Origin of the sequence: Flavobacterium aquidurense, assembly GCF_001404985.1 — a bacterium.
GTDB lineage: Bacteria > Bacteroidota > Bacteroidia > Flavobacteriales > Flavobacteriaceae > Flavobacterium > Flavobacterium aquidurense_B.
In genome coordinates this window covers 25,302-50,923 of record NZ_JRLF01000011.1, presented here as the reverse complement: position 1 = coordinate 50,923, position 25,622 = coordinate 25,302, and the positions used below count along the sequence as shown (strand labels likewise).

Annotated in this window: 27 protein-coding genes; 16 read left to right on the top strand and 11 right to left on the bottom strand. The window is 34.9% G+C overall.

The window, feature by feature from the left end:
• Positions 1-3: 3 nt before the first annotated feature.
• From RC62_RS10715 to RC62_RS10685, 7 genes are all read right to left on the bottom strand, one after another.
• On the bottom strand, positions 4-2,463 hold the full coding sequence (locus tag RC62_RS10715) for a ligase-associated DNA damage response DEXH box helicase (protein ID WP_055095218.1): 2,460 nt from the start codon (positions 2,461-2,463) through the stop codon (positions 4-6).
• 359 nt (positions 2,464-2,822) lie between these two features.
• Positions 2,823-4,424, bottom strand: coding sequence for an ATP-dependent DNA ligase (locus RC62_RS10710; RefSeq protein ID WP_055095217.1), 1,602 nt, complete (start codon positions 4,422-4,424; stop codon positions 2,823-2,825).
• A gap of 137 nt (positions 4,425-4,561) precedes the next feature.
• Positions 4,562-5,599 (bottom strand): ligase-associated DNA damage response exonuclease, encoded by a 1,038-nt coding sequence (locus RC62_RS10705; protein WP_055095216.1) that lies wholly within the window; start codon positions 5,597-5,599, stop codon positions 4,562-4,564.
• A 7-nt stretch (positions 5,600-5,606) separates the two neighbouring features.
• Complete coding sequence (locus RC62_RS10700) at positions 5,607-6,218, bottom strand: hypothetical protein (RefSeq protein ID WP_055095215.1); 612 nt, start codon at positions 6,216-6,218, stop codon at positions 5,607-5,609.
• Between the two features lie 95 nt (positions 6,219-6,313).
• Entirely contained in the window at positions 6,314-6,694 is a 381-nt protein-coding gene (locus tag RC62_RS10695; RefSeq protein ID WP_055095214.1) for a response regulator, read from the bottom strand.
• Positions 6,695-6,858: 164 nt separating this feature from the next.
• A complete protein-coding gene (locus RC62_RS10690; RefSeq protein WP_055095213.1) occupies positions 6,859-7,671 on the bottom strand; it encodes an SDR family NAD(P)-dependent oxidoreductase in 813 nt (270 codons plus the stop codon).
• 88 nt (positions 7,672-7,759) lie between these two features.
• Entirely contained in the window at positions 7,760-8,347 is a 588-nt protein-coding gene (locus tag RC62_RS10685) for a TetR/AcrR family transcriptional regulator (RefSeq protein ID WP_055095212.1), read from the bottom strand.
• A gap of 332 nt (positions 8,348-8,679) precedes the next feature.
• Between RC62_RS10685 and RC62_RS10680 the strand changes: the two genes are divergently transcribed.
• Both RC62_RS10680 and RC62_RS10675 read left to right on the top strand, forming a co-directional pair.
• Complete coding sequence (locus RC62_RS10680; RefSeq protein WP_055095211.1) at positions 8,680-9,171, top strand: GNAT family N-acetyltransferase; 492 nt, start codon at positions 8,680-8,682, stop codon at positions 9,169-9,171.
• Between the two features lie 2 nt (positions 9,172-9,173).
• Positions 9,174-9,653, top strand: coding sequence for a MarR family winged helix-turn-helix transcriptional regulator (locus RC62_RS10675; RefSeq protein ID WP_055095210.1), 480 nt, complete (start codon positions 9,174-9,176; stop codon positions 9,651-9,653).
• Between the two features lie 99 nt (positions 9,654-9,752).
• Here RC62_RS10675 and RC62_RS10670 read toward each other — a convergent pair whose 3' ends face one another.
• Entirely contained in the window at positions 9,753-10,094 is a 342-nt protein-coding gene (locus tag RC62_RS10670) for a winged helix-turn-helix transcriptional regulator (RefSeq protein WP_055095209.1), read from the bottom strand.
• 268 nt (positions 10,095-10,362) lie between these two features.
• Between RC62_RS10670 and RC62_RS10665 the strand changes: the two genes are divergently transcribed.
• From RC62_RS10665 to RC62_RS10605, 13 genes are all read left to right on the top strand, one after another.
• Complete coding sequence (locus tag RC62_RS10665) at positions 10,363-11,106, top strand: SDR family oxidoreductase (protein ID WP_055095208.1); 744 nt, start codon at positions 10,363-10,365, stop codon at positions 11,104-11,106.
• 238 nt (positions 11,107-11,344) lie between these two features.
• Complete coding sequence (locus RC62_RS10660; RefSeq protein ID WP_055095207.1) at positions 11,345-11,917, top strand: Crp/Fnr family transcriptional regulator; 573 nt, start codon at positions 11,345-11,347, stop codon at positions 11,915-11,917.
• 327 nt (positions 11,918-12,244) lie between these two features.
• The gene (locus RC62_RS10655; protein ID WP_055095206.1) at positions 12,245-12,799 is read left to right on the top strand and encodes a YceI family protein; all 555 of its coding nucleotides are present in this window, start codon (positions 12,245-12,247) and stop codon (positions 12,797-12,799) included.
• Between the two features lie 4 nt (positions 12,800-12,803).
• Positions 12,804-13,022, top strand: coding sequence for a tautomerase family protein (locus tag RC62_RS10650; protein WP_055095205.1), 219 nt, complete (start codon positions 12,804-12,806; stop codon positions 13,020-13,022).
• Between the two features lie 5 nt (positions 13,023-13,027).
• Complete coding sequence (locus RC62_RS10645) at positions 13,028-13,759, top strand: SDR family NAD(P)-dependent oxidoreductase (RefSeq protein ID WP_055095204.1); 732 nt, start codon at positions 13,028-13,030, stop codon at positions 13,757-13,759.
• Positions 13,760-13,763: 4 nt separating this feature from the next.
• Entirely contained in the window at positions 13,764-14,213 is a 450-nt protein-coding gene (locus tag RC62_RS10640; protein ID WP_055095203.1) for a nuclear transport factor 2 family protein, read from the top strand.
• A gap of 18 nt (positions 14,214-14,231) precedes the next feature.
• A complete protein-coding gene (locus RC62_RS10635) occupies positions 14,232-15,317 on the top strand; it encodes an NAD(P)H-dependent flavin oxidoreductase (RefSeq protein WP_055095202.1) in 1,086 nt (361 codons plus the stop codon).
• A 480-nt stretch (positions 15,318-15,797) separates the two neighbouring features.
• Entirely contained in the window at positions 15,798-17,099 is a 1,302-nt protein-coding gene (locus RC62_RS10630; protein ID WP_055095201.1) for an epoxide hydrolase family protein, read from the top strand.
• A 244-nt stretch (positions 17,100-17,343) separates the two neighbouring features.
• Positions 17,344-17,745, top strand: a complete 402-nt coding sequence (locus RC62_RS10625; protein ID WP_055095200.1) for a cupin domain-containing protein — start codon at positions 17,344-17,346, stop codon at positions 17,743-17,745.
• Positions 17,746-17,882: 137 nt separating this feature from the next.
• Entirely contained in the window at positions 17,883-18,899 is a 1,017-nt protein-coding gene (locus RC62_RS10620; protein ID WP_055095199.1) for an alpha/beta fold hydrolase, read from the top strand.
• A gap of 49 nt (positions 18,900-18,948) precedes the next feature.
• Positions 18,949-19,359, top strand: a complete 411-nt coding sequence (locus RC62_RS10615; protein WP_055095198.1) for an organic hydroperoxide resistance protein — start codon at positions 18,949-18,951, stop codon at positions 19,357-19,359.
• A gap of 585 nt (positions 19,360-19,944) precedes the next feature.
• On the top strand, positions 19,945-20,961 hold the full coding sequence (locus tag RC62_RS10610) for a sensor histidine kinase (RefSeq protein ID WP_055095197.1): 1,017 nt from the start codon (positions 19,945-19,947) through the stop codon (positions 20,959-20,961).
• Entirely contained in the window at positions 20,942-21,709 is a 768-nt protein-coding gene (locus RC62_RS10605) for a LytR/AlgR family response regulator transcription factor (RefSeq protein ID WP_055095196.1), read from the top strand. The genes RC62_RS10610 and RC62_RS10605 overlap by 20 nt, the downstream gene beginning before the upstream one ends.
• A 299-nt stretch (positions 21,710-22,008) precedes the next feature.
• Here RC62_RS10605 and RC62_RS10600 read toward each other — a convergent pair whose 3' ends face one another.
• The 3 genes from RC62_RS10600 to RC62_RS10590 form a co-directional block, all read right to left on the bottom strand.
• A complete protein-coding gene (locus RC62_RS10600; protein WP_245176812.1) occupies positions 22,009-22,803 on the bottom strand; it encodes a DUF1223 domain-containing protein in 795 nt (264 codons plus the stop codon).
• A gap of 90 nt (positions 22,804-22,893) precedes the next feature.
• Positions 22,894-23,298 carry a DoxX family protein gene (locus tag RC62_RS10595; protein WP_055095195.1) on the bottom strand — a complete coding sequence of 135 codons (405 nt, stop codon included), beginning with the start codon at positions 23,296-23,298 and terminating at the stop codon, positions 22,894-22,896.
• A gap of 201 nt (positions 23,299-23,499) precedes the next feature.
• The gene (locus RC62_RS10590; RefSeq protein ID WP_055095194.1) at positions 23,500-24,339 is read right to left on the bottom strand and encodes a helix-turn-helix domain-containing protein; all 840 of its coding nucleotides are present in this window, start codon (positions 24,337-24,339) and stop codon (positions 23,500-23,502) included.
• A gap of 93 nt (positions 24,340-24,432) precedes the next feature.
• Between RC62_RS10590 and RC62_RS10585 the strand changes: the two genes are divergently transcribed.
• Complete coding sequence (locus RC62_RS10585) at positions 24,433-25,428, top strand: hypothetical protein (protein WP_055095193.1); 996 nt, start codon at positions 24,433-24,435, stop codon at positions 25,426-25,428.
• Positions 25,429-25,622 lie beyond the last annotated feature (194 nt).

Genomic DNA, 25,622 nt, shown 5'->3' with positions numbered 1-25,622 from the left:
ATATTACTTCATATACGAAGCTGTCATTTTTTTAATTCGTTCTGCTAACGTCTCACTCGATAATTTTTCCCGTAGTCTGTCTGTGATTAACGGAAAACTAAAAGGAGTTGGTTTTAAACAGGATTTCCAGACAATTTCCTGATTGTTTATTCGCTCCAAAGCTAAAATTAAACGTCCTTCTTCTAACTGATGCTCAAAGGTTTCACGATACGCTTGCTGAAATAATAAATTATCAGGTTCGTAATCCCTGAAAACTTCAAATAACAATTGTGAACCGCTTTGCAAATGTTTTGTCTTTACCATTTTTCCCGGAAAACCTGTAAACACCAAACCTGCAATTACGGCAATATCCCTGAATTTTCGTCTTGCCATTTCAGTCGCATTCAAACTTTTTTGCAAATCATGATGCACATATTCGGTAGAAAACAAATTATTATCCAGAACATTCTGCATGTCAATTTCCTGATCCGAGAGTAGTTCAAATCCATAGTCATTATACGCCAATGAAAAACTGATAGGCAATAATAAACTAATTCTGTAAGCTAATAAACTGGCTAAAGCTTCATGTACAAAACGACCTTCAAAAGGATAAAAAATGGCATGATATCCTTCTCTCGTTTTAAAGGTTTCTATCAAAAACTGATCATCTCCCGGAACGATAGATTCTTTCCTTTGTCTCGCAAATAAAGGTTTTAATGCCTTTAATTCCGGAGATAAATTATCAGTATTGGCGCGATACAATTCCTGACGCAGCAATTCGCTCATTTGTGCAGAAAGTGCCATTCGTCCGCCCATCCAGCTTACCACTTTCGATTTCTTTTTGGGATCAGCTTTTCGTACCAAAACCTGCATATTTCTGATCCTGAATAATTCAAGATGTTTACCGGCAAAAATAAAGGTATCTCCGGGTTTTAATTTAGATACAAACCATTCCTCAATAGTTCCTATATAACCGCCGCTCATAAATTTTACATTTATAACCGCGTCGCCCACAATAGTCCCAATTTGCATTCTGTGATGCATGGCAATTAATCGGCTGTTTATTTTATAACGTCCGTCTTCGTCAATTTCTACCTTTTTATATTCATCATATGCCTGTAAGCTCTGACTTCCGTTAGTAATGAAATTCAAAATCCAATTCCAGTTTTCTTCCGTCATTGCCTGGTAACAAAAGGTAGCTTTTACTTCCTTATAGATTTCATCAGGAATAAACCCATCAGAAACAGCTAAAGTATTGAGATATTGCACCAAAACATCCCAACTGTTTAGATACGGAACACGATCTTCGATAACATTTTCTTCAACTGCTTTTTTTAATGCCGATGCTTCGATTAATTCGATAGCGTGTGTTGCCAGAAAATAAATAACACTTTCCTTCCCCGGTTGATGTCCGCTTCGTCCGGCCCTTTGCAAAAAACGTGCAACACCTTTAGGACCTCCAACCTGAATAATGGTTTCTACAGGAGCAAAGTCAACTCCCAGGTCAAGACTTGATGTACAAACTACAACCTTTAATTCCTCATCTCTGATTGCTTGTTCGACCCAAAGTCTCGTTTCCCTATTTATACTTCCGTGATGCATCGCCATTTCTCCCGCAAACTCAGGATATTTTTCGAGCAATCGCTGGAACCATATTTCACAGGCAGATCGTACATTGGTAAAAATTAAAGTAGTTTTACTGGCTTTTACAATTTTAGCAACCTCATCAATAAGATGCAGACCCATATGTCCGCGCCACGGATACGTTTCCATCTTATCCGGAATAATCGAAATAACCTTTATTTTTTTATGAATCTGTGCTTTGATTAAAACCGAATTATGATACGCTTCTGAATCCACTCCAAGTAAGACTTCCTGAGCTTGCTGCAAATTTCCAATCGTAGCCGAAATTCCCCAGATTCGCATTTTAGGAGCAATCGTTTTTAGTCGGGATAAAGCCAGTTCAGTCTGAACGCCTCTTTTTGTGCCTAATAATTCGTGCCATTCATCAATGACAATTGCCGTACAATTACCAAAGATTTTATCGTAACCTTTTGTTGCCAAAAGCAATTGTAAACTCTCTGGAGTTGTTACCAATAAATCGGGCATTTTGCCTTTTTGCTTTGCTCTTTCGCTTGCAGAAGTATCTCCTGAACGAATTCCGACAGTCATTTTAGTTCCTAAATCATTTACCACTCTTTCTGCAGCCTGTTTTATTTCTACCGAAAGTGAACGTAATGGCGTAATCCAGATCGCTTTAAGTCCCGGAGTATGTTTTGTTTTATAATTGGGATTGTTTTTTATATAGTCTAAAACAATAGGCAACCAGAGCGCATAGGTTTTTCCGCTTCCGGTAGGAGCGTTTAGTAAACCATTTTTTCCTTGTAAAAAAGCAGTCCAGGTTTGTGTCTGGAACGGAAACGGTTTCCATCCCTGATGCTGAAACCAATCATTTGCTACAGAAAAAAGTTGCTCTCTATTCATTTGTTTTGCTATTGTTTTTTTACCATTAAGATATTAAGGTTCATTGAGTTTAACTGTGCTAAAAAAATTAAGAAATACGTTTTTTAATTAAGTCCCAGCCGGCATATTTATAGAAATTTTTTAATGTATTTATTAAAGCCCCGTTGGGGTGACATAGTTTCGCATATATTAGAAAATTAATATATTGCTCCGCTGGAGCTTTTTTTATATTTCATCTTTATTTCTATAAATATAAGACTCCGCTGGAGCGTTCTTGATGAAAAAAAATACGGATAGAAAAATAAAAAATCCGCGCCCATCCGTGTTTTCTCTTTAGAGAATCCGCGTCATCCGCGTGCTATTTGTATAAACAACAATCCCTATAGAATCATATCTTTCAAATCCTCAATAGAATTTGCTTCCTCTATTTTTTTATCATGTCGCCATCTTAAAATCCGCGGAAACCGAGTTGCAATTCCGCTTTTATGTCGCTTAGAAAGTGCAATTCCTTCAAAACCAATTTCAAAAACCAATTGTGGCGTTACGCTTCGAACAGGACCAAATCTTTCCAGTGTGTTTTTCTTAATCCAATCATCTACCATTCTAAATTCGGCATCTGTTAGACCTGAATAAGCTTTAGCAAATGTCACTAATTCACGTTCGTTATTTTCGTTATTCTGCCATAAGGCAAAAGTATAATCGGTAAATAAATTCGAGCGTCGTCCGTGCCCGCGCATAGCATACGTAAGAACAGCATCAATTACCAAAGGTTCAATTTTCCATTTCCACCAATCGCCTTTTTTTCTTCCCACGAGATAAGGAGAATCTTTTCTCTTGATCATTAAACCCTCGCTTCTCATTTCGCGGGAACGCAATCTTTCTTCTGTTAATTCTTCCCAGGTCGAAAATTTTACTCGTTCTGAAAGTTGCAGCGGGATATCGTTGTGTTTAATATCTTCATATAATTGCTCTAATAATATACGTCTTTCCTCAAAAGGAAGATTTCGAATATCCTGACCTTTCCATTCTAATAAATCGTATGCTTTTATAATTACCGGTGATTTTTTCAGGATTGCAGCCGAGACTGTTTTTCGTCCAATTCTGGTTTGGAGATCATTAAAAGTTCCGATTTCGTTTTCGATAAACGGTAGAATTTCCCCATCGATTACAGTTCCATCAGGAATTATACCAATGAAAGAAGCAAATTCCGGATATTTATCAGTTACTAATTCTTCGCCTCGGCTCCAGACAAAAATTTCATTATCACGAATAATAGTTTGCGATCGAATTCCGTCCCATTTGTGTTCCGCACTCCAATCTTCTGGATTTCCCAGATTTGCTGGTTCTCCTTCGATAGGATAGGCGAGGTAAAACGGAAAAGGTTTTGATAAATAATCGCTGTTTTTTTCGTCTAAAATTAATTCCTGAAATGTGATGGTATTTGGATTCCAGTCGCCCATCAATTTATGTGCAAGAGCATCTTCATCAATGTTTTCAGCTTTTGAAAGCGCACGTGTCATCAATTTCTGGCTTACACCGATTCTGAAGCTTCCGGTAATTAATTTGGTAAAAACAAAACGTTCATAATAATTTAATGCCAGCCAGTTCTCGTGCAGATATTCTTTTTTCTCGATATCCGTTTTCTTTTTCAGGGCAATAATTTCCTGAAGATATTCAGTTAAACTTTTATCAGAATGTTCTTTTGTAGTTGGGATTACCAAAGCTATTGTTTCAGCTAAATCCCCTACAATATGGTAACTTTCTTCAAACAGCCAAAGTGGAATATTAGCAAGTTCATTTGCCCATAATCGCAATAATGTAGTATTAACCGGTCTTGGCGGACGACGATGCGAAAGAATTGCAATCGTCCAGACCTTATCTTCATTACTCGCATTCATGAAATAATTGGTCAAAGCATCTACTTTTACCGAAGTTTTATTAGAACTGTCAAGCGCTTTTATAAGTTCGGCAAAGTTTTTCATTTTTTCTTATTTTTTTAAAGAGATGCAAGAGACAAGACTGAAGATTCAATAGAGAAAACGAACTGATTAAAAGTATTCTCTTCCTTCTAGCTTCTTGGCTCTTTAATCTATTTTCTATTTTCTATTCTCTATATTCTTTATTCTAATCTACCTATTTCTTCCTCAACATCTTTTTTAGAATCCATTTCTCCTAATTCACCTTCATATTGAGTATGAGCAGTTCTGGCATCATATCCTAATTCCTGAAGATATTTAGAGAATATATCTGAATAACCGTGTGTACAAATTACTTTTTCGGCTCCGGTTGCTTTAATGCTTTCGAGTAAACCTGTCCAGTCGCAGTGATCGCTTAAAACGAAACCCCTGTCTACGGCGCGTCGTCGTCTTGCACCACGAAAAGTCATCCATCCGCTTGCAGAACCGGTAACAAAAGGCGTCATTTTTCTAATCCATGTAGAGCCATGAGCGCTTGGTGGAGCAAGAACAATACTCCCCAGTAAATCTTCTTTTTTAGTTGCTGGTGTTACTCTTGTTGTTGGCGGAAAATGAACCATTGGTCTTAAAACTTCGGTCATGTTTTCGATTGCGCCATGCGTGTATATTGTGCCAATATTCGTGTCGAGGTATTTTAATAAACGTTGCGCTTTTCCTAATGAATATCCAAATAAGACAGATGTTTTTCCTTCGGCACGATTTTCTGCCCACCAATTATTGATGTCCGTCATTACTTCAGCCTGTGGAGTCCACTTAAAAGCAGGTAATCCAAAAGTACATTCTGTTATAAAAGAGTTGCATTTTACAACCTCGTATGGAGTCGAGATTCCGTCATCTTCGGTTTTATAATCGCCTGTAAAAACCCAGACTTCACCTTTATATTCTACCCGTATTTGTGCAGAACCTATAATATGACCTGCAGGATGAAGGGAAAACTTTACACCATTTACAGTAAAAGTCTCGTTCCAGTCTTTTCCTGTAACGTTAATATCGCCAAGACGGTGTTTTATGATAGGTACATTCGTATGATGCGTGATATAATTTTGATGTCCCCAACGCGAGTGATCTGCATGACCGTGCGTAATGATGGCATTTGTAACCGGACGCCACGGATCAAGATATACATCTGCCTGCTGGCAATATATGCCTTTATCGTTGAATGCTAATAGTGGGACTTTCATAACTTTATTAAGCTATTTGAGCAATTCTCGCACTTTTATACAAAGGATATGAACTCATAAAATGTGATATTTCATCTTTCATTTTTTCGTAAGATTGCCCATAAAAGTATAATCCTGTTGTCGAATTTCCTTTCCAGAATCTTTCAGCAGATTGTGTAGTATTTGTTCTTCTTGAAATTTCAGACTGAACGAAATCTAGATTATAAGTTTCCTGATTTTTTTCTTCTGAGTTTTCTCCATCCAGATAAATGGCAATTCCTTCGTTTTTACCAAACGGAATTTCCTGATGTGTTTTTTCGATAATGATCTTTGATCCCTTTGGAGCACCACAATCCTCAAGATAAATCATGATATCTTTTAAGATATTTTCATTTATTTTTTCCTGATGAAATTTGACATGAATATCGCAAAAAATAATTTCTCCCGGTTCCTCCTTAAGAATTCCGCCACCGGAAATCTCACCATAATTTTTTGAAGTTAAAAAATCATTTAAAGGTAACAGATAAAGATTTCGTTTATCTGCAGGTGAAACTTTATCATTGATCTGAATGACAATATCATATTGATTTTGATCAGGTTCATTGCTTTCAAATAAGTTGGAGATAAATTGCAGCAGCATAGCAGTTAAGGTGTTAGTGGTAAAACTTTACCCAAAGTTACTGACTTAGACAAGTTTAGAATTTATACTTTTTTCCTTAAATGTTACATGATTTCTTATCCAATTATGTTATCCAGTGTCCTTACCAATTCCTGAAAATTATTAGGTTTGGTAAATATTTGTACTGAGTCAAATTCGTTGGTTAACTTTTTTAATGTATCGTGTGTATGTGATGAATAAACAACAAGCTGAATTTTGTTAAGTTCAGGAATTTGTCTCAATTGCTGTATGAATTCTGCTCCGCTAAGATAAGGCATCTGCATATCCAGAAATATAAAGTCAGGCAAGACTGTTGCTGCTTTTAAGTTATTTAATGCTTCTAATGAATTATTGGAAATAGTAGTGATGATATTTTTATTCAAAGAAGCTATTGCTGCGATAAAAAGTTCGCAGTCATCCTCGTCGTCATCTACTAATAAAATTACAGTATTTTTCATTGCATGAAATTATTTTAAAATCAGGACAATTAGTTATATAATTTTCTTCAGAATTTACATAATTTCATTTTTTTTCTAAGTCCTTTGTTTAAATTATAAAAACAACAAAAAGGGTAAAAGTTTAATGACTTTCACCCTTTGTGCTATATAAAATTTTAAAAAAATTATCCGTGAGCTGCTACAGATACGTCAGCCCATTCTTCCCATGTTGCTAATTTTTGCTCGTATATTTGTTTTGCAAACGGCAAGGCTACTTTTCCTAAAAATAGACGTAAAGGAGGATTTTCAGCTTCAACCAGTTTTACAATTGCCGGAACTGTAGCACTTGTTTTCCCGAAAGTGTCAGGATCATGTCCTTCTTCTATTGCTTTTCTAATTCCGTCATAAGCGTCGATGCTTTTACTATTGAATCCGTTACCCCAAATATCCGTAACATATCCATTTGGTTCAACCAGCGTTACATTGATTCCAAATTGTTTAACTTCTTGTGATAATGTTTCAGTAAGACCTTCTACAGCAAATTTCGAAGCATTATAAAGTCCTAAATTTGGTAAGGTTGTTATTCCTAAAATTGAAGAAACCTGTATGATATGACCGCTTTTTTGATTTCTCATAATAGGCAAAACAGCTTGAGTTAACCAAAGAGTACCAAAGAAATTCGTTTCAAATTGTGCTCTGGCTTCTGTTTCGCTGGCTTCTTCAACGGCTCCGTTTTGTGCATAACCTGCATTATTAATCAGGATATCAATTGTACCAAAATGTTGTTTTACTTTTTCTACAACAGCAAATGAATCTTCGCGGTTATTTACGTCTAAGCTCAAAGGCAAAATTGCGTCACCGTATTGTGCTTTTAAGTCGGCCAGAGTATCAATATTTCTCGCTGTTGCTGCTACATTGTATCCTTTTGCTAAAAATGCTTCTGCCCAGGCTCTTCCAAACCCTTTTGATGCTCCTGAAATTAAAATTGTTTTTGACATGATGTTTAATATTAGTTGGTGATTATAAATTGTTGATTATATTTTTATTTATTAATGACCGTTCGGTCATTTTTATGATAAAAAAAAATTAGAGTGTGTTTTCCTCTATTATTTTTTTTAGGGTTTTGATTATGACTTTCATCTTATCATTACTTCCAGACATTCTTGAAATAAGGTGACCGCCTTCCATCATTGCAAACATAACGACTGCAAACTCTTCGGCATTCCATTCTGGTTTAAATTCTCCGTTGGCAATTCCTTTACTAATAATACTTGCCAATAATTGCTGATTAGCATTACAGCCTTTATTGATTTTCTCTTTTACAACGGGATTGGTATCATCAGCCTCTGTTCCAAAATTCAATAACGGGCAACCACCGGTAAGTGGGGGATTTACAGCATTGCTAAAAAAATCGATATAAGTATAAAGTTCTTCTTTTGCGGTTTTGCTTTTGCTTATGGCAGATAAAAGTTTATCACCTAATATTTTCATATTATGATCTACCGCAGCGCAGGCAAGAACATCTTTGTTTTCAAAATGTACATACATACTGCCTTTAGACAATTTTGTAGCCTCCATAATATCACTCATAGCGGTTGCAGCAATTCCTTTTGTGTTAAAAATAGGTGCTGCTTTTTCTATAATGAATTGTCTGGTTTCTTCTCCCTTTGTCATGATATTTTTCATTTATCGAGTACAAATATATGACCGATTGGTCATAAAAACAAAATAATTTGATTTTTTATGATAATTTTCACATTTCGTGTTTGAATCTGATTCAAATAATTTGACAAAGTACAAAGTGTATTTCACACAGATTCTGCTGATTTGACCTGATTTAAAGAGATTTTACAAATTTGCTACTGACAAAGAATAATAAAAATAATCTGCGATATCTGCTTAAATCTTTTTTTTAATCTGCGTGAAACAAAAAAATATCAATTTTCAATGAAATATTTTTATTTATGTATTTAACTACGTAGTTTTGTGTAATAAATTCAAAAAATATGAAACCACAAATTATTCCAATCGAAAATAAATATTCTAGGGAAATCGTAGATTTAATTTTAAACATTCAGCAAAAAGAATTTAATGTTCCTATCACCATCGAAGACCAACCGGATTTATTAAACATAAAAAACTTTTATTATGAAGGCGGAGGTCACTTTTGGGGCGCTTTTGTAGATGATGAATTGGTGGGAACAATTGCTTTAGTGAAATTTAACGATACCCAGGCCGCCATTAGAAAAATGTTTGTGAAGAAGGAATATCGCGGTAAAGAATTTTCTATTGCACAGAAATTATTAGACACTTTGGTTGATTATTGCACCAAAAATCAAATTGAAGATTTATATTTGGGAACAATAACAGTACTCGAAGCTGCTTTGCGTTTTTATGAAAGAAATAATTTTATACGAATCGAGAAAGAATCGCTTCCAAATACTTTTCCTGTAATGAGTGCCGACAATGTATTTTGTCATTTAAAACTAAAAAAGTAACGATGAATATAATTGATGAATCAGGGATTTTAGCCATTTCAACACGATTACAGCGTCTTAGTGAGCAATTGCGAAAAGATGGTGCACTATTTTATAAATCATACGGAATCGACTTTGAACCCAAATGGTTTCCGGTAGTTTATACTTTGCATCATAAAGAAGTTTTGAGCGTTGTAGAAATTGCAAACGAAATAGGTTACACACATCCTTCGACCATTAGTTTATTAAAGGAACTTGAAAAACAAAAGCTAATTCGTTCTAAAAAAGACAAAGTAGACGAGCGTAAAAGATTGATCTCACTTACACCAAAAGGGCAGGAACTGATTGTGAAAATGAAACCTGTCTGGGATGTAATGTCCAGCGTTCTTAAAGAAATAGCAGACAATCAAAACAATTTACTTCAGGCGATTAACGAAGCCGAAACCAAATTAATGCATCAAAGCTTTTTGCAAAGAGCGTTGCAGTTAAAAAGCGAAGAATAGGTTCAAAGGTTTCTTAAGTCGTTATCTTCGATAGCTATCGGGACCAAGATTTTTTCTATTATCACCAAGGCCGAAGTTGGAGGGCTTCCCGATTGTAATTTATTTCTCTACTCTGTTTTTAATATGTTTTCTATGTGAAATCCCCCAATTGATCATTTCGGTTATAATGGGGCCAAAAGATTGACAATAAGGAGTAGATTCATAAAGTATTGGCACTTTTGCATCACGATCCTCGGTTCTTTTTACCAGATTATTAAGTTCCATATCCTTAAGTTCTTTCGATAACATTCGGGATGTAATTCCGGGAATACTCTGCTGGATTTCCTTAAAACGATTGTTTCCGTTACAGATCGAATTTATGATTGGCAATTTCCATTTTCCTCCCAAGACATATAATGTATCCTGAAGCGCCTGAAACTCTTCTTTCTGATTTCTTTCCATAACAATTTTTTAAACTAATATATAAAAACATTTTTTTTCACCATATAAGTGATATAAGAAAATTATGAGCTAGTGCGAATTGGATTCTTTTAAATCATATAAGTGATATAAGGAATTATAAGCACTTGCTGTTTTAACGTTCCAAATTTAAATGAACTTATATCACTTATATGGTAAAAAAAGCATTTAAGTATACTCTGTGATACCATTAAAAAAGCAATATGTTTTCAGATCTAACTTTGTCCTATTAATTTTTAAAACATAAAAAATGGACAATTTAAATCATAAAGTTGCAGTTATCACAGGCGGAAATAGCGGGATAGGTTACGCAACAGCAAAACAATTAAAACAACAAGGTGCAACCGTTATTATTACGGGCCGCAGAAAAGAAGCCATAGATAAAGCGGCTCTTGAGTTAGGAGTAAAAGCCATTGTTGCAGATCAGTCTAATATTGCTGATATCGAAAATCTGGCATTAAAAGTAAAAGAAGATTTTGGTACTGTCGATATTCTTTTTATTAATGCAGGAATTGCCGGATTAGGAAATATAGAACAAGCCACAGAAACATTATTTGACAGTATCATAAATGTAAATTTCAAAGGTGCATATTTTACCCTAAGCAAATTTATTCCAATACTAAAAGACGGGGCATCAGTCGTTTTTCTTTCTTCTAACACGGCAAGTATGCCCGGTCCCGGATCATCGATTTATTCTTCGAGCAAAACAGCCATTAATTCTGTAATGAAATCGGCTGCTTTAGAATTGGCGCCAAGAAAAATCAGAGTAAATTCCGTTAGTCCCGGTCCAACAGAAACTGAGGTTATGAACAAAGTTGGTTTAGATAAAGAAACCGTTAAAAACATTATGGATGTAGTGGTCGATAAAGTGCCGTTAAAACAAATGGGAACCTCTGAAGATGTTGCCAAAATGGTTGCATATCTTAGCAGTGAATCCTCAAAATTCATCACCGGAGCCGACTTTATTATGGATGGCGGGATGGTTTTAGTTTAGGGTTCTAAGTCTCTAAGATTATGAGTTGCTAAGTTTTTATTGTAGTGGCGCATAGCAATGTGTCTTTTTTTGCATTATAAAAGATGTTTTGATAAATAATAATCAGGTCAAAAACTTTGCATCTTTTAACCTTTCAAAAAAAACTCAGTAACTTAGCAACTCAAAAACTCAGTACTTTTGATCCTTTTTCAAAAACTTAGAATCTTAGAGACTTAGCAACTTAGTATCTTAAAAAAAAATGGACTCCAAAGAAATCCTACAACAGCATATCGCCAAAACGGCTTCGTTGACAGACGATCAATTCGATTATTTCTTTTCACATTTTAAACCTCAGTCTTTCAAAAAAGGCCAGACAATTATTGGAGCAGGGGATAAAGTCGATTGTGAGTATTTTGTAATTTCAGGTTGTCTGAAAGCTTTTTTTATCAATGATGAGATCAAAATGTACATTCTTCAATTTGCGATGCCAACCTGGTGGACATCTGATTATACAGCTTTGTACAATCAAACTCCTGCAACCATAAATGTAGATTGCATTACAGATGTCGAATTACTTTGCCTTTCGAACGGTGATCGAGAGAAACTTTGTGAAGAATTTCATCAGGTTGAACATTTTTTCCGTTGGAGAACCAATAAAGGATATATCGCTTCTCAAAAACGCCTTTTATCTTTTATGAATAATAATGTCAAAATTCGTTACGAAGAACTATTGGCATTATATCCGCAACTTTACAATTTGGTTCCCAAGCATTTAATTGCCGCTTATTTAGGAGTTTCAAGAGAAACCCTGAGTAGATTATATAATCCATAAAGTTTTTTTTTGGGGCATAGATTTAGAGGATTTTGTTTCACGCAGATTTAAAAAGATTTAAGCAGATAAACGCAAATGTTTTATTAAGAACTAATTCTAAAACTAAACCTGCACAATCTTTGAAACAGAAGCTTTGCACCTTTGCTCTATTAAAAAATTAGTGAGATAAGAAAATCAACAATAAGTAAAAAACCAGCGCGAAACAAAATCTTTGTCCCTCTGAACCTTTGCACCTCTGAACCTAAAAAAAAAATATTGTGATCTACATCACGTAACCAATTTTCATACTCGCCGTTCCTTTGTATTGTACTTTTAAATACAATAAAAATGGAAACAACAAATTTTAAAATCGATAGTTCAAACAGTAACATCGATTGGACTGGTAGAAAAGTTACCGGTGCACACAATGGTACAATTGGTATCAAAGAAGGTCATTTTATTTTGAATGACGGAAAAATAAATGGTGGAAATATTGTTATTAATACCTCCACAATAAAGATTCTGGATGTGACAGATCCGGATACAAATGCACAATTTGCAGGGCACCTGGCATCAGATGATTTTTTCTCTATCGAAAAATTCCCAACTGCAGCATTTGATATTCTTTCTGTAAAAGAAGTTTCAAACCATACTTATTATCTTGAAGGTAATCTTACCATAAAAGACATCACACATCTTGTTGGTTTTGAAACCGAAGTAAAAAGCAATCAAAACACACTTTATCTTGCCGGTAAACTGATCATTGACCGTACCAAATACGATATCAAATTTCGTTCAGGAAATTTCTTCAAAGATTTAGGCGATACATTAATTTACAACGACTTTGAGTTGGATTTTAATATTACTGCCGAAGCTACATTTTCAGCACAATCTAAAAACTAAAGCCATGCCTTACGTAAAAATCGAATTGACCCGCGAAGGCGTTACCCGCGAGCAAAAACAAGAATTAATAAGCGGAATCACAAATTTGATTACCGATGTATTAAACAAAGATCCGCATTTGACCCACGTTGTAATTCAGGAAATCGAACTCGACGATTGGGGTTACGCAGGAGATCAGGTATCAGTATTAAGAGAAAAAGGCATCACTGCCGATAAAAAATAAATATCATGAAAAAACAAACTATAATCGTTACCGGAGCAGCATCCGGAATTGGAAAAGGAATCGCTAAATACTTTCTGGACAGAGGTGACAATGTGGTGATCAATTCATTAACGCCGGATGCATTAAAAAGTGCTTACAACGAATTTGGAGCAGGAGATAATCTGGCAATGTTTGCCGGAGACGTGAGCAAAAAACAAACGGGAGAAGAATTGGTAAAAATCGCTTTAGAAAAATTTGGTTCTGTAGATGTATTGGTCAACAATGCCGGAATCTTCGACAGCAAACCATTCCTTGAAGTTGATGAAGCTTATCTGGATAAATTTTTGACCACAAACCTAAAAGGAACTTATTTTACTACACAATCAGTTATTCCGCAAATGTTGAAACAACAAGATGGTGTTGTAATAAACATTGGAACACCTTTGGTGAACCACGGATTAGGCGGATGGCCGGCTTCGGCTCCTGTATCAAGCAAAGGCGCTATTCATGCCTTAACGATTCAGTTAGCAGCCGAATTTGGCAAACAAAATATTCGTATCAATACGATAGCTCCCGGCGTTATACGTACACCAATGCACGGTGATAAAGCAGATCAAAGTGCCGGATTACATCTGGTAAACAGAGTAGGAGAGATTGACGATGTGGCTGAGATGGTATATACTGTTGCAAAAAGCAGTTTTATTACCGGTTCAATCATCAATGTTGACGGTGGTAAAGGCGCTGGACATAACTTATAATTAAATGAAAACTATTTTATTAATTGCTTTTATGCTCTGTACTTTGCAGGGCATAAAAGCTCAAAATAACACTAAAATGGAAAATCAGGCAGACGTATCAGCAATTACTGATGCATTAGAAAATTATTATTTTAAAGGAATTTACGAAGGAGATGAAATACGTTTAGGAAGTATTTTTTATGAAGGCGCTTTACTTTTTGGAGATATAAAAGGGCAGCCTTATTTTAAAACGGTAGATCTTTATCTTGATGGTGTAAAAAACAGACAAAGCCCTAAAGATTCCGGAAAACCTTTTAAGGGAGAAATCCTGAAGATTAATGTAGTAAATTCAATAGCGACAGCCGAAATTAATGTTAAAATGTATGACTTTAATTATCGGGATTTTTTATCTTTCCATAACATTAACGGAAAATGGTTCATCGTCAATAAAATGTTGACAGATGTAAGCCAATAACTTTAAAACGTAGAAATAATGTGGTACAATACAAAAGCTACGAAATTATTAGGCATTGATTATCCGATCATGCAAGGACCATTTGGCGGAAACTTGTCAACAGTAGAATTAACTGCTGCGGTTTCAAACGCGGGAGGACTTGGAGGATATGGAGCTTATACAATGTCTCCTCAGGAAATATTTGATGTAGACAAAAAATTAAAAGCGGCAACAGATAAACCGTATAACATCAATCTCTGGGTATCAGATCATGATATTCCGCAATCTGGTTTATCAGACGAACAGTATAAGAAAACAACGGAATTTTTTAAACCTTATTTTGATGAAGTTGGGATTCCGTTACCGGAAAAACCATCACCATTTCAATCCAGATTTGAAAATCAATTAGAGGTAATTTTAGATGTAAAACCAAAAGTATTCAGCTTTATGTTTGGCGTTCCTTCGGCCGATGTTTTAGAGCAATGCCGACGATCCGGAATTGCAACTGTTGGTGCTGCAACAACTTTAGACGAAGCTATTTTCTTGGAAGCAGCGGGAGTAGATATGATTATTGCATCGGGTTTTGAAGCAGGCGGACACCGACCTTCGTTTTTGGCTTCAGCCGAATCATCTTTAACAGGAACTTTTGTGTTGTTGCAGCTCATTCGTGAAAAAGTAAAAACACCAATTATTGCTGCGGGCGGAATCGCAAACGGAAAAGGAGTTGCTGCAGCACTGGCTTTAGGGGCAAGTGCCGTTCAGGTTGGAACTGCGTTTTTGGCTTGCGATGAATCGAATGCATTACCAATTCACAAAGAAATGTTATTCTCTGATGCAGCAAAATATACCACTTTATCCAAGGCTTACACAGGACGTTTAGGCAGGGGATTAACGAGTAGAATTGCCAGGGAAATTTCAGGCAAGGAAGAAAATGTTCTGCCATTTCCGTTGCAAACTACACTGATATCGCCATTGCGAAAAGCTGCACTTGATCAGCAAAAATGGGATATGATTTTATTTTGGGGCGGACAAATTGCTCCAATTTTAAAACATACCAAAGCCAAAGAATTGATGCATTCTCTTATAGAAGAAACGAATGCTTATTTTGATGATTTGAAGGGATAAATAGATATAAAAAAATATAAGAGGCTGCCCAAAAGGTGGTCTTTTTTCATTTATAATAGTTCTGCCAAACCCGACAGTTGTCGGGTTTATAAATGCTGTAACACAAAGTTGTCGACAATATTTGTCATTCTGAGGAACGAAGAATCTCCACAAGTTGCTCGTCAAAGATTGCGCAAACCTTTGTCAAAGTTTTAAACTTTGACAAAGATAATGTAAGCAAAAGTTTGTCATCTCGACGAAGGAGAGATCACACACGTAATTCGACAAAGATTGGGGATGTGGCATGCGGAATTTCTCGTGTGATTTCTCCTTCGTCGAAATGACAATAGTACTTTAAAATCGTTTTAAAACTTTCAACTTTCACAATGTCCGTTTCGGGTTCAACTTCGCCCGTTTAGACTATTTACTGATTTTAAACCGTGTATTGTCGAGATACTTTTGACAAAGAAATTAATCACAATAACATAATTTAAAATCAAAATGGAAACAATTCACAAAAACAAAAAGACATTCCTGAACGCAATTGCAGCAGGAACATTTATGATGATTGCAGCAACCGGATTTGCACAAAAAGATCAGTCAAAAACTAAAAATGATGCAGAGTCAATCCGTCCGTATCACATTAGTGTTTCTCAGGAAGCCATAACTGACCTTCGCACTCGTGTAAATGCTACTAGATGGCCGGATAAAGAAACCGTTACAGATCAGTCGCAAGGAGTTAAATTACAGCAAATTCAAAACCTTGTACAATATTGGGGAACTACTTATGACTGGCGTAAAACGGAAGTCAAACTAAATGCATTACCTCAATTTGTAACCAATATCGATGGATTAGACATTCAGTTCATTCACATCAAATCAAAATATAAAAATGCATTACCATTAATAATTACTCATGGCTGGCCGGGATCTTTCTTTGAACTTTTAAAAGTAATTGGTCCGTTAACAGATCCTACCGCTTATGGAGGAAAAGCCGAAGACGCCTTTGATCTTGTAATTCCGTCAATGCCCGGTTATGGCTTCTCAGAAAAACCAACAGGAACAGGCTGGGGACCGGAAAAAATAGGAAATGCGTGGGATGTTTTAATGAAACGTTTAGGATACAAAAACTATGTGTCTCAAGGAGGCGATTGGGGTTCTGTGATTGCAGATGCTATGGCGCGTCAGGCTCCGCAAGGATTATTGGGAATTCATGTAAATATGCCGGCAACAGTTCCTGCTGATATTGCGAAAGCATTAAAAGACGGAGATCCCGCTCCTGCAGGATTATCGGTTAAGGAAAAAGCCGCTTTTGTATCTCTTAATAAATTATATACCAAAGGCGGTGGTTATGCCGGAATGATGGTAACGCGTCCTCAGACTTTAGGCTACGGACTTACGGATTCTCCAGTGGGATTGGCTTCGTTTTTCCTTGACAAATTCAACGAATGGACTTATAGTGGCGGAAACGCAGAAAAATCGCTTACAAAAGACGAAATGCTCGATGATATTACTTTGTATTGGTTGACAAATACCGCAAATTCATCGGCACAATTGTATTGGGAAAATAATACCAACAACTTTAATGTGGCAGAACAAAAAACAAACGATATAAAAATTCCGGTTGCAGTAACTGTTTTTCCTGGAGAAATTTATCAGGCACCAAAAAGCTGGACAGAGAAAAGTTATAAAAACCTGATCTATTTTAATGAAGTATCAAAAGGAGGTCATTTTGCTTCCTGGGAAGAACCACAACTTTTTACTGAAGAACTTCGTGCCGCTTTTAAATCATTGAGAAAATAAGCAATAGTAGAATATATCTAATAGGTTTCGTGACTTTGACAAAGAGTCAGATAGAATTATTAAGATTAAAATAATTTTGGTTCACGCAGATTTGCTTCGCCTGTTCGCTATCGCTCGGTTGACAGATTGGAACAGATTTAATTTTAGATTTTCATTAAAATTAATCTGCAGTTATCCGCTTAAATCTTTTTAAATCTGCGTGAAATAATATTTAACACGTAATCAAAAACTAAAAAATGAAAAAATGAAAACAAATAAAATATACGCAATGATGATCGTAGGACTTATTACATTATTCGCCCCATCGAACGCTCAGGCACAACAAAACGGAATAAAACGAACGGATTTACAACAACACAAATTAAGTATTCCGGGGAAAGAAATGGTTCAGGCCAGAATTGATTTTGATGCTCATACCGCGTTTGGGAAACATGCCCATCCGGGAGAAGAAGTTATCTATGTGCTTGAAGGCGCGTTAGAATATCAGATTGAGGATGAAGCTCCGGTAACCTTAAAAGCAGGAGAAGTACTTTTTATTCCCGCAGGAAAGTATCACTCAGCAAAGAATCATACGAATACTAAAGCTTCTGAACTGGCTACTTATATCGTTGAAAAAGGAAAACCTATTCTGGTACTGAAAAAATAAAAAACTCAGATTTTGGTTTGTCCGTTTCAGGTTGTACTTCGTCCGTTTGAGCTATTTTCTAATTGTACAGCGGTTGTTATCGCAATACTTTTGACGAAGAAATAAACTAATAATCAAACCATTAAAAAATAATAATCATGAAAACAACACCAATAAACAAAAACAGCTTTACTAAAATAGCATCTAAAATGCTTTTGATCGCTGCTTTATTTTTTACGATGACATTTGTAAATGCACAATCTGCAAAACAAATAACGACAGCAAGTGCTCTTGGAACCTTAAAACAAATCAATGCCGGATTATTAAATGTTGGATACACAGAAGCAGGATCTTCAACAGGAATTCCGGTAATCTTGCTTCACGGATGGCCTTACGATATTCACAGTTATAATGAGGTAGTTCCTATTTTAGTTTCAAAAGGATACAGAGTTCTTACACCGTATTTAAGAGGATCAGGAACAACAACTTTCCTCTCTAAAGAGACTTTTAGAAACGGACAGCAGGCAGCATTGGCAAGTGATATTATTGCTTTTATGGATGCACTAAAAATTGATAAAGCCATTATTGGCGGATTCGATTGGGGAGCAAGAACAGCAGTAGTTATGGCAGCACTTTGGCCGGAACGCCTAAACGGATTGGTTTCTGTAAGTGGATATCTGGTAGTGAACCTGGAATCCAATTTAAAACCGTTATCTCCTCAAGCCGAATTGGGATGGTGGTATCAATATTATTTTGCTACAGAAAGAGGAAAACTCGGCTACAGCCAAAACACTTATGAATTTAATAAGCTAATCTGGAAAATTGCTTCTCCGCTATGGAATTTTGACAAAGCAACTTACGATCAAACGGCACGATCTTTTGATAATCCCGATCATGTGGCAATCGTAATTCACAATTACAGATGGCGCCAATCTCTGGAAGCAGGCGAAACTAAATACGATAGTTTAGAAAAGAAATTAGCGGCACGACCAGCAATAAAAGTTCCGACTATTACAATCGCAAGTGATTTTGATGGAGCTTTCGCCGATGGAAAAGCCTACGCCAATAAATTCATCGGTAAATACGAACACAGAATCTTAAAAGGAATCGGGCACAATGTTCCTCAAGAAGATCCAAAAGCATTTGCTCAGGCGATCATTGATGTAACCCGATAAACATTCAAATATAAAATAATTTAAAATCTTAAGTCTAAAATTAAAAATCATGGAAACAAAAGTATTGTACACAGGAAAAACACATACAACAGGTGGTCGCGAAGGAGCTTCTTTAAGTTCAGATGAGCAATTAAACATTAAACTGAGTTCACCGGGAACATCTCGTCCGGGAACAAATCCGGAACAGCTTTTTGCAGCAGGATGGTCTGCTTGTTTTATTGGAGCAATGGGAATTGCGGCTTCAAAATTAGGAATCAAAGTTCCGGCAGAAACAGCAGTAGATGCAGAGGTAGATTTGTGTGTTGCAGATGGAGAATATTCTCTGCAGGCACGTCTTAATGTAAGTCTTCCGGGAATCGATCCTGAAGTCGCCAGAAAACTAACAGATGCAGCGCACCAAACTTGTCCTTATTCTAAAGCTACAAGAGGAAATATTAATGTTACGATTAATATTCTGTAATGACAAAAACAAAAAACCTCTTCGACTGGAGAGGTTTTTATTTTACATCATTATTCTTGAGCAGACGTAAGACGGTAAGTTTTATCCTTTGTTTGTTTTTCTTTGCATCTTGATGTGAAATATTTTTTTATAGTATCATTTAAAAGCATTTTTTTTTGCAAAATCTAATACTAAATTGTATTCTAGTAATAGTTTAGATAAGGTGATACAATTTATAAATGATCAAATACTTGGATTGGCTATATTTTCTAATTTATTATTAATAAAAAAACTCATTTCAATTCTAAATACTCCTTTCAAAAGTTCATCCTTCTGCATTGATTGTCGTTGTTACGCTATTTGTAACAAGAAAAATGCCTATAAAATTTAAAATGGAGTTATTATTAAAGACTTATAAAACATAAAAATAATCATATTAAGATCATAAATTCAATTATTTTGAATGTGTTATATAAAGTATTAATTGATATAGATTAATAGTAAAACAGAGTCTTTTTTTTATAATTAAGAACGCATTTTCAGATAGAAAAATACTTTTAAAATATTCTATCTTTACCAAAGCAAGATTAAAAATAAATACAAAATATGGAAAAAGTAAAACGCTTTCAGGTTTCTCCTAAAGTAATATGGGGAAGTTCTATAGCATTGGCAATTCTTGCTTCGATACCTAAATTATTTGATGCCGATTCTACATCCGGCGACATTATTATAAACTCTTCGATCACATTATTGTTTTCCATTTTTATATGGTATTACAACATGTATAGTTTGCCTAAATTTTCTTCGCAGCGCACGAACCAAAGTTTATTCAACTGGAAATTATTACTAAGTGTGATAATGGGTATTTTGGTGATGGTTATTTTGGTAATTGGGCATCAGGAACTTTTTCAGATTTCAAAAATGGACGCTCCAATTATGTTTGAATTAAGAGGGGTTTTGATCAATTTGATTGTATATATGTTTTTGCATTTGCTTTTTCAAAACTATCAAACCCAGCAAATGGGCGTAGAACTGGAACGTACAAAAACCGTAAACCTGGGTGCACAATACGAACTTTTAAAACAACAGGTTAATCCGCATTTTTTGTTTAATAGTCTGAATACCTTAAAATCGATGGTGGATATTCAGGATCCTCAGAGTTCTGATTTTATATTAAAATTATCTGATTTTTATCGCTTTACACTTGAAAGCAGAAAGATGGATTTGATTCCGCTTCGAGAAGAACTTCAGATCCTGGATTCTTATGTTTATCTTTTGAAAGCCCGTTTTGAGGACGGATTTGTTTTAGAAAATCAAATCGACGAAAGACAATACGATTCTGCTGTTCCGCCCTTTACGTTGCAATTACTAATCGAAAACTGTATAAAACACAATGTGGTTTCCTTAGACAAACCCTTGCATATAAAATTATATACCGAAGGTGATTTTTTAGTAATCGAAAATAAAATACAGCTAAAAAGAGGTGTATTTTCTACCGGAGTCGGATTAGACAATATCAATCAGCGTTTTTCGCATTTGATTCACAAGGAAATTGAAATCGAGAAAAATGAAACTATTTTTAAAGTAAAAATACCCATGATTTATGACTATCGTAATAATTGAAGATGAAGTAAAAACGGCCAAAGCACTTGGTCAGCTTATTTTGAGTATCAGACCTGATGCCCAAATTTTATCGTATATTCAGAGTATAGACGGTGCTGTGAGTTATTTATCAGAGAATGATCAGCCGGACCTTATTTTTATGGATATACAGCTGGCGGACGGTTTATGTTTTGAAATTTTCAAAAACGTTGAGGTTTTATCGCCCGTAATATTCTGTACGGCATTTGACGATTATGCGATCGAAGCTTTTAAATCTAACGGAATTGATTATGTACTGAAACCATTCTCACGCGAAAGTATTGCTCAGGCGATTAAAAAAGCAGGAGAATTGAAAAATTTCTTTCAAAGGAATAAAAAAGCCATGCCTGATTTTGATTATTTATTAACCAGAACCGGCGAGAATACCGGAAAGAGCAGTTTTTTGGTTTTTAAAAATAATAAATATCAAACCGTTCTTACAGAGAATATTGCTTTTTTCTATATTAAAAATGAAACCCCGACCATCATGACTTTTGATAAGGTCGAATATCAAATTACGCAATCCCTGGATGAGGTTCATAAACTTTTATCTCCAACTCAGTTTTTCAGGACCAACAGGCAATATCTGGTTAACTTTTCGGCGATAAGAGAAGCAGAACATTATTTCTCGCGCAAACTAATCATCAAATTAACAATCCCAACAGAAGAAAAATTATTAGTTGGTAAAGACAAAGCCACTGCATTTTTGAGTTGGTTAGAGAATAGGTAATCTGAATTTCCTCTAGCTTAAGCTAGAGGAATAAATTGTATCTCAACTAAGGGCTTTAGCCAAATGCAATTTTTTGGCTAAAGCCTCTTATGTAATTACAATATTTAAATCCAGCTAAAGCTGGATACCACTTAAACAAACTTTTCGAAATCTGCGGTATAAAAAATTCACGGGATCCAATACAAATCTTTTTAATTGTTTTAATCTGTGGCATAAAAAAACTGATTATTAATTCTTTAAAAAATAATAATCAGTGAATATCTGTTTAAATCCGTGCAATTCGTGGGCAATACTTATTTCTAATTAACTTTTGCAGCAGCGGAAATTTTCCCGGTTGAAGTATTTTGAATAAAAGCAATTAATTCCCAATCTTTTGTGTTGAAGTTTGCCGGTTTTTCAATTGCAATTTTCCCTTCTTTTTTTAAAGAAAAACTTTTAAGCTGTCTCACAATCTGAACATGATGCAAAGTGTTTCCTTTATTTTCGCCACGTTTTACTTGCGAAATAGCTTCTTTTTGAATTGTAGTAATAAACAAGTTGGTATTTTTCTCAACAAGATTCGTTTTATAATCAATTGTCAGGGAATCTTTGTCAGAATTTATCGTTGCAATCTCCAGATCGACATTTTGTCTGATTGTTATCGCATCAGAAATCTTTTTTGAAAGACTTGCTTCATTATAGCCTGCAAATTCTGTAGTTCCGTTTATGATAAATTGCGGTGTATACATGACATAAAGATTCAGCCAGTTTTGGTATTGTTGCTGGCGAACGGTAAATTCGTTTGAACTAAATTGATCTTTCCAGCCCAGACGATTCCAATAATCAACATGATACGCCAGAAAATAAACGTTTTGATCTTTAGTTTCGTTCTGTAATTTTGCCATCAATTCATCGGCAGGAGGACAGCTCGAACATCCTTCAGAAGTAAAAAGTTCTACAACCGCAAATCCGTTATTATTAGAGGTTTCAGCTTTAATTTTTTCTGATTTTAATTTTCCGGTTAGTTCTTCATAACTGTCCGGAAACATAAAACAATTAAGGGAGAATAGCCCTGAAAGCGATAGTATTGCAGCTGTTAAAAGAGTATTTTTCATTGTGTTATATTTTAAATTATTGATTATAGCAGTAGAAAAAATGCCTAAGAAAAAATCTTAAGCACTTTTTCTATTTGGTAATTGTTTGATTTATAGGGAAGTAATGTAGTCTTTTGTGCTATAAGTTGCCTCATACAATTTTCTAAACATAATGTAAGTTACACTTACCATTATAAAAGCAATTATAGCATCGATAGTGGCAGGAAAACCCAATACGGCAAGTTTAGAAAAGAAAGCAAAAATGATATCAAAAAAGATTCCTGCAAATACCCATTCTTTCAATCTTAATAATTTATTTGGTACTAATAAAGTAATTACTCCTGCAACTTTCATCACGCCAAGTAAATAAATAAAATGTTCAGGATATCCCAGTTGTTGTGTAATTTTCCAAACAATTGGGTTTGTGGTTAGCTCAAAAAAGCCACTCGCACCAAACCATAAAGAAGTTAATACGATTCCGGTCCAGTAAATAATTTTTGTTGTTTTTGTACTCATGATTTCTATTTTTTAAGTTTGATTTACAGGACAAATTTGCGCCATAAGCCATTAAGTTTAAATTGAAATTATGCTGAAACGGACGATTTAAAAGTTGAAACAGACAATCTGTAAGTTGATTTAATTTTGAAGTTATTGTATTAAATAAAATTTAGAAATAAGTATTCTTAATTAGATTAAAATGTGTGGATTAGAATAGAATTATTTCACCTTATTTTTTCTAAAAGCAGATGGAGTAGTACCTCTGTGTTTTTTGAATATTTTATTCAAATGACTTTCATCATTAAAACCCAGTTCATTTGCAATCTCTCCCACACGCAAATCACTATAAAGCAATCGGTTTTCGACCAGTTTTATTCGGTATTTTGAGATATAATCCTGCAGCGTTTCATTCGCTTGTTTTTTAAAATACCTTCCAAGATACGTTTCTGAAATTCCAAATTTCTCACTCATAACCGTTACACTCAACTTTTCTGGCTCATAAATGTGAGTTTGAATATATTCTAGAAGCGTATGTGCTTTTGCATCAGATTGTTTGTTGATGTTTTCCGGAAGATATTCAGATATATTTCGGGCAATAATAACAATCAAAGTATTGATTAATAACTGAATCAGCTCTGTATTATATAAAGTTGGATTATAATATTCGTGCCGGATCGCTTCAATAACCGGATGAACGAGATTCTTATCTGTAATTCTTTTAAGAATACAACCCGGCTGATGATGGGCATGTTGCAGGATATATTCTAATTTGTAAAGATTATTAGAAGTAAAAGGACCATTTTTAATATAAATATCAGTAAAACGCAATTGAAAAATAACAGTTGAACTATTGATTTCTAACGAATGGGAATCCTGAGGCGTAATCAAAAAAAGATGACCGGGCTCGTATGATAATCGGTTTTCATTGATGATTTGAATTCCTGTTCCTGAAACAATATAAAGCAATTCAAAGAAATTATTACCTGCTTCTGTATGCAGCGATTCATTTATTTCTTTAAAAACAACTTCATAAGGCAGGTATATATTGTTCTTTACCATAACAGGATATTACTAAATTAACGAATGATATTACAGTTTAAAATTGTTTAAATCAGTATAATTTTGCTCAAAGTTAAATTAAATATTTTAATAATGAACAAATTAGCAGACACAACCGCACAACAAGAATTTCAAAAACAAAAGAGTACATTGCCAATTGCTCCGGCATCATTTTTTGCCATGACATTAGGATTAGCCGAAACCGGAAATGCCTGGAGAAATGCCTCTTCCTTATGGAATTTGCCTTTTTATATTGGCGAAGTTTTAGAAGGATTAGCAGTGATTTCATTTGTATGGTGGCTTATCTTGTATTGCAACAAATGGATCAAGCACAGAAAATTAGCTATAACAGAGTTCAACGATCCTGTACAATCTTCGTTTCTGGCTTTGATTCCGGAATCTATCATATTAATGGCAATTGCAGTTCATATTTATAGTTTGTCTATTGCTGTTTTTTTGTTTTGGACAGGATCAATCTTAAATCTTATTTACGGTGCTTATAAACTTTCGGGTTTATGGACACAAGAACGTCAAACCGAACATACAACACCATCATTATTCCTGACATTTACAGCAAGCATCTTAGTAAATGCACTTGTAGCCGGATTATTAGGCTACACGAATTACGGATATGTACTTCTTGGAATCGGAACTATTTCGTGGCTTATCATGGATTCTGTAATTACACAACAATTAACCGTTGGCGGACTTGGATCGAAAACCAGAAATTTTATGGGAATCTACATGGCGCCGGCAGTAATTTTATTTGTAGCGTATCAGGTTTTATGTGGTAATAATTTAAGCATTCCTATTGTTTATGGTTTAATGGGATATGCATTATTCATTTTTGTAGCTATAACTTTTGCCATAAAATGGCTTAGAGAGCAAACTTTTGCACCAGGATATTGGGCATATACTTTTGGGATTGCCACATTATCTCAGGGACTTTCTGTTTTTGCTTTGAAAAACGGTGATTTTACCGTTTCAGTACTAGCAATAATTATATTTTGTCTGATGAATATTGTCGTTTTAGCTGTTGCAATAGGTTCTGTAAAACTTGTTTTGAAAGGTAATTATTTTCCGAAATAAATCGTTTATTTACGGTTTGAGATATGTTGCATGTTACAAACCCGACAGGTTTTTAAAACCTGTCGGGTTTGTCGTGAATGATAAATATTAAAAAAATAAAACCCCATATCAACCCATTAAATCCGTAAATCTGTGGGCCATTGCAAAATAAAAGTTAAAATATTTGCGAATAAAGACCGAACGGTCTAAATTTG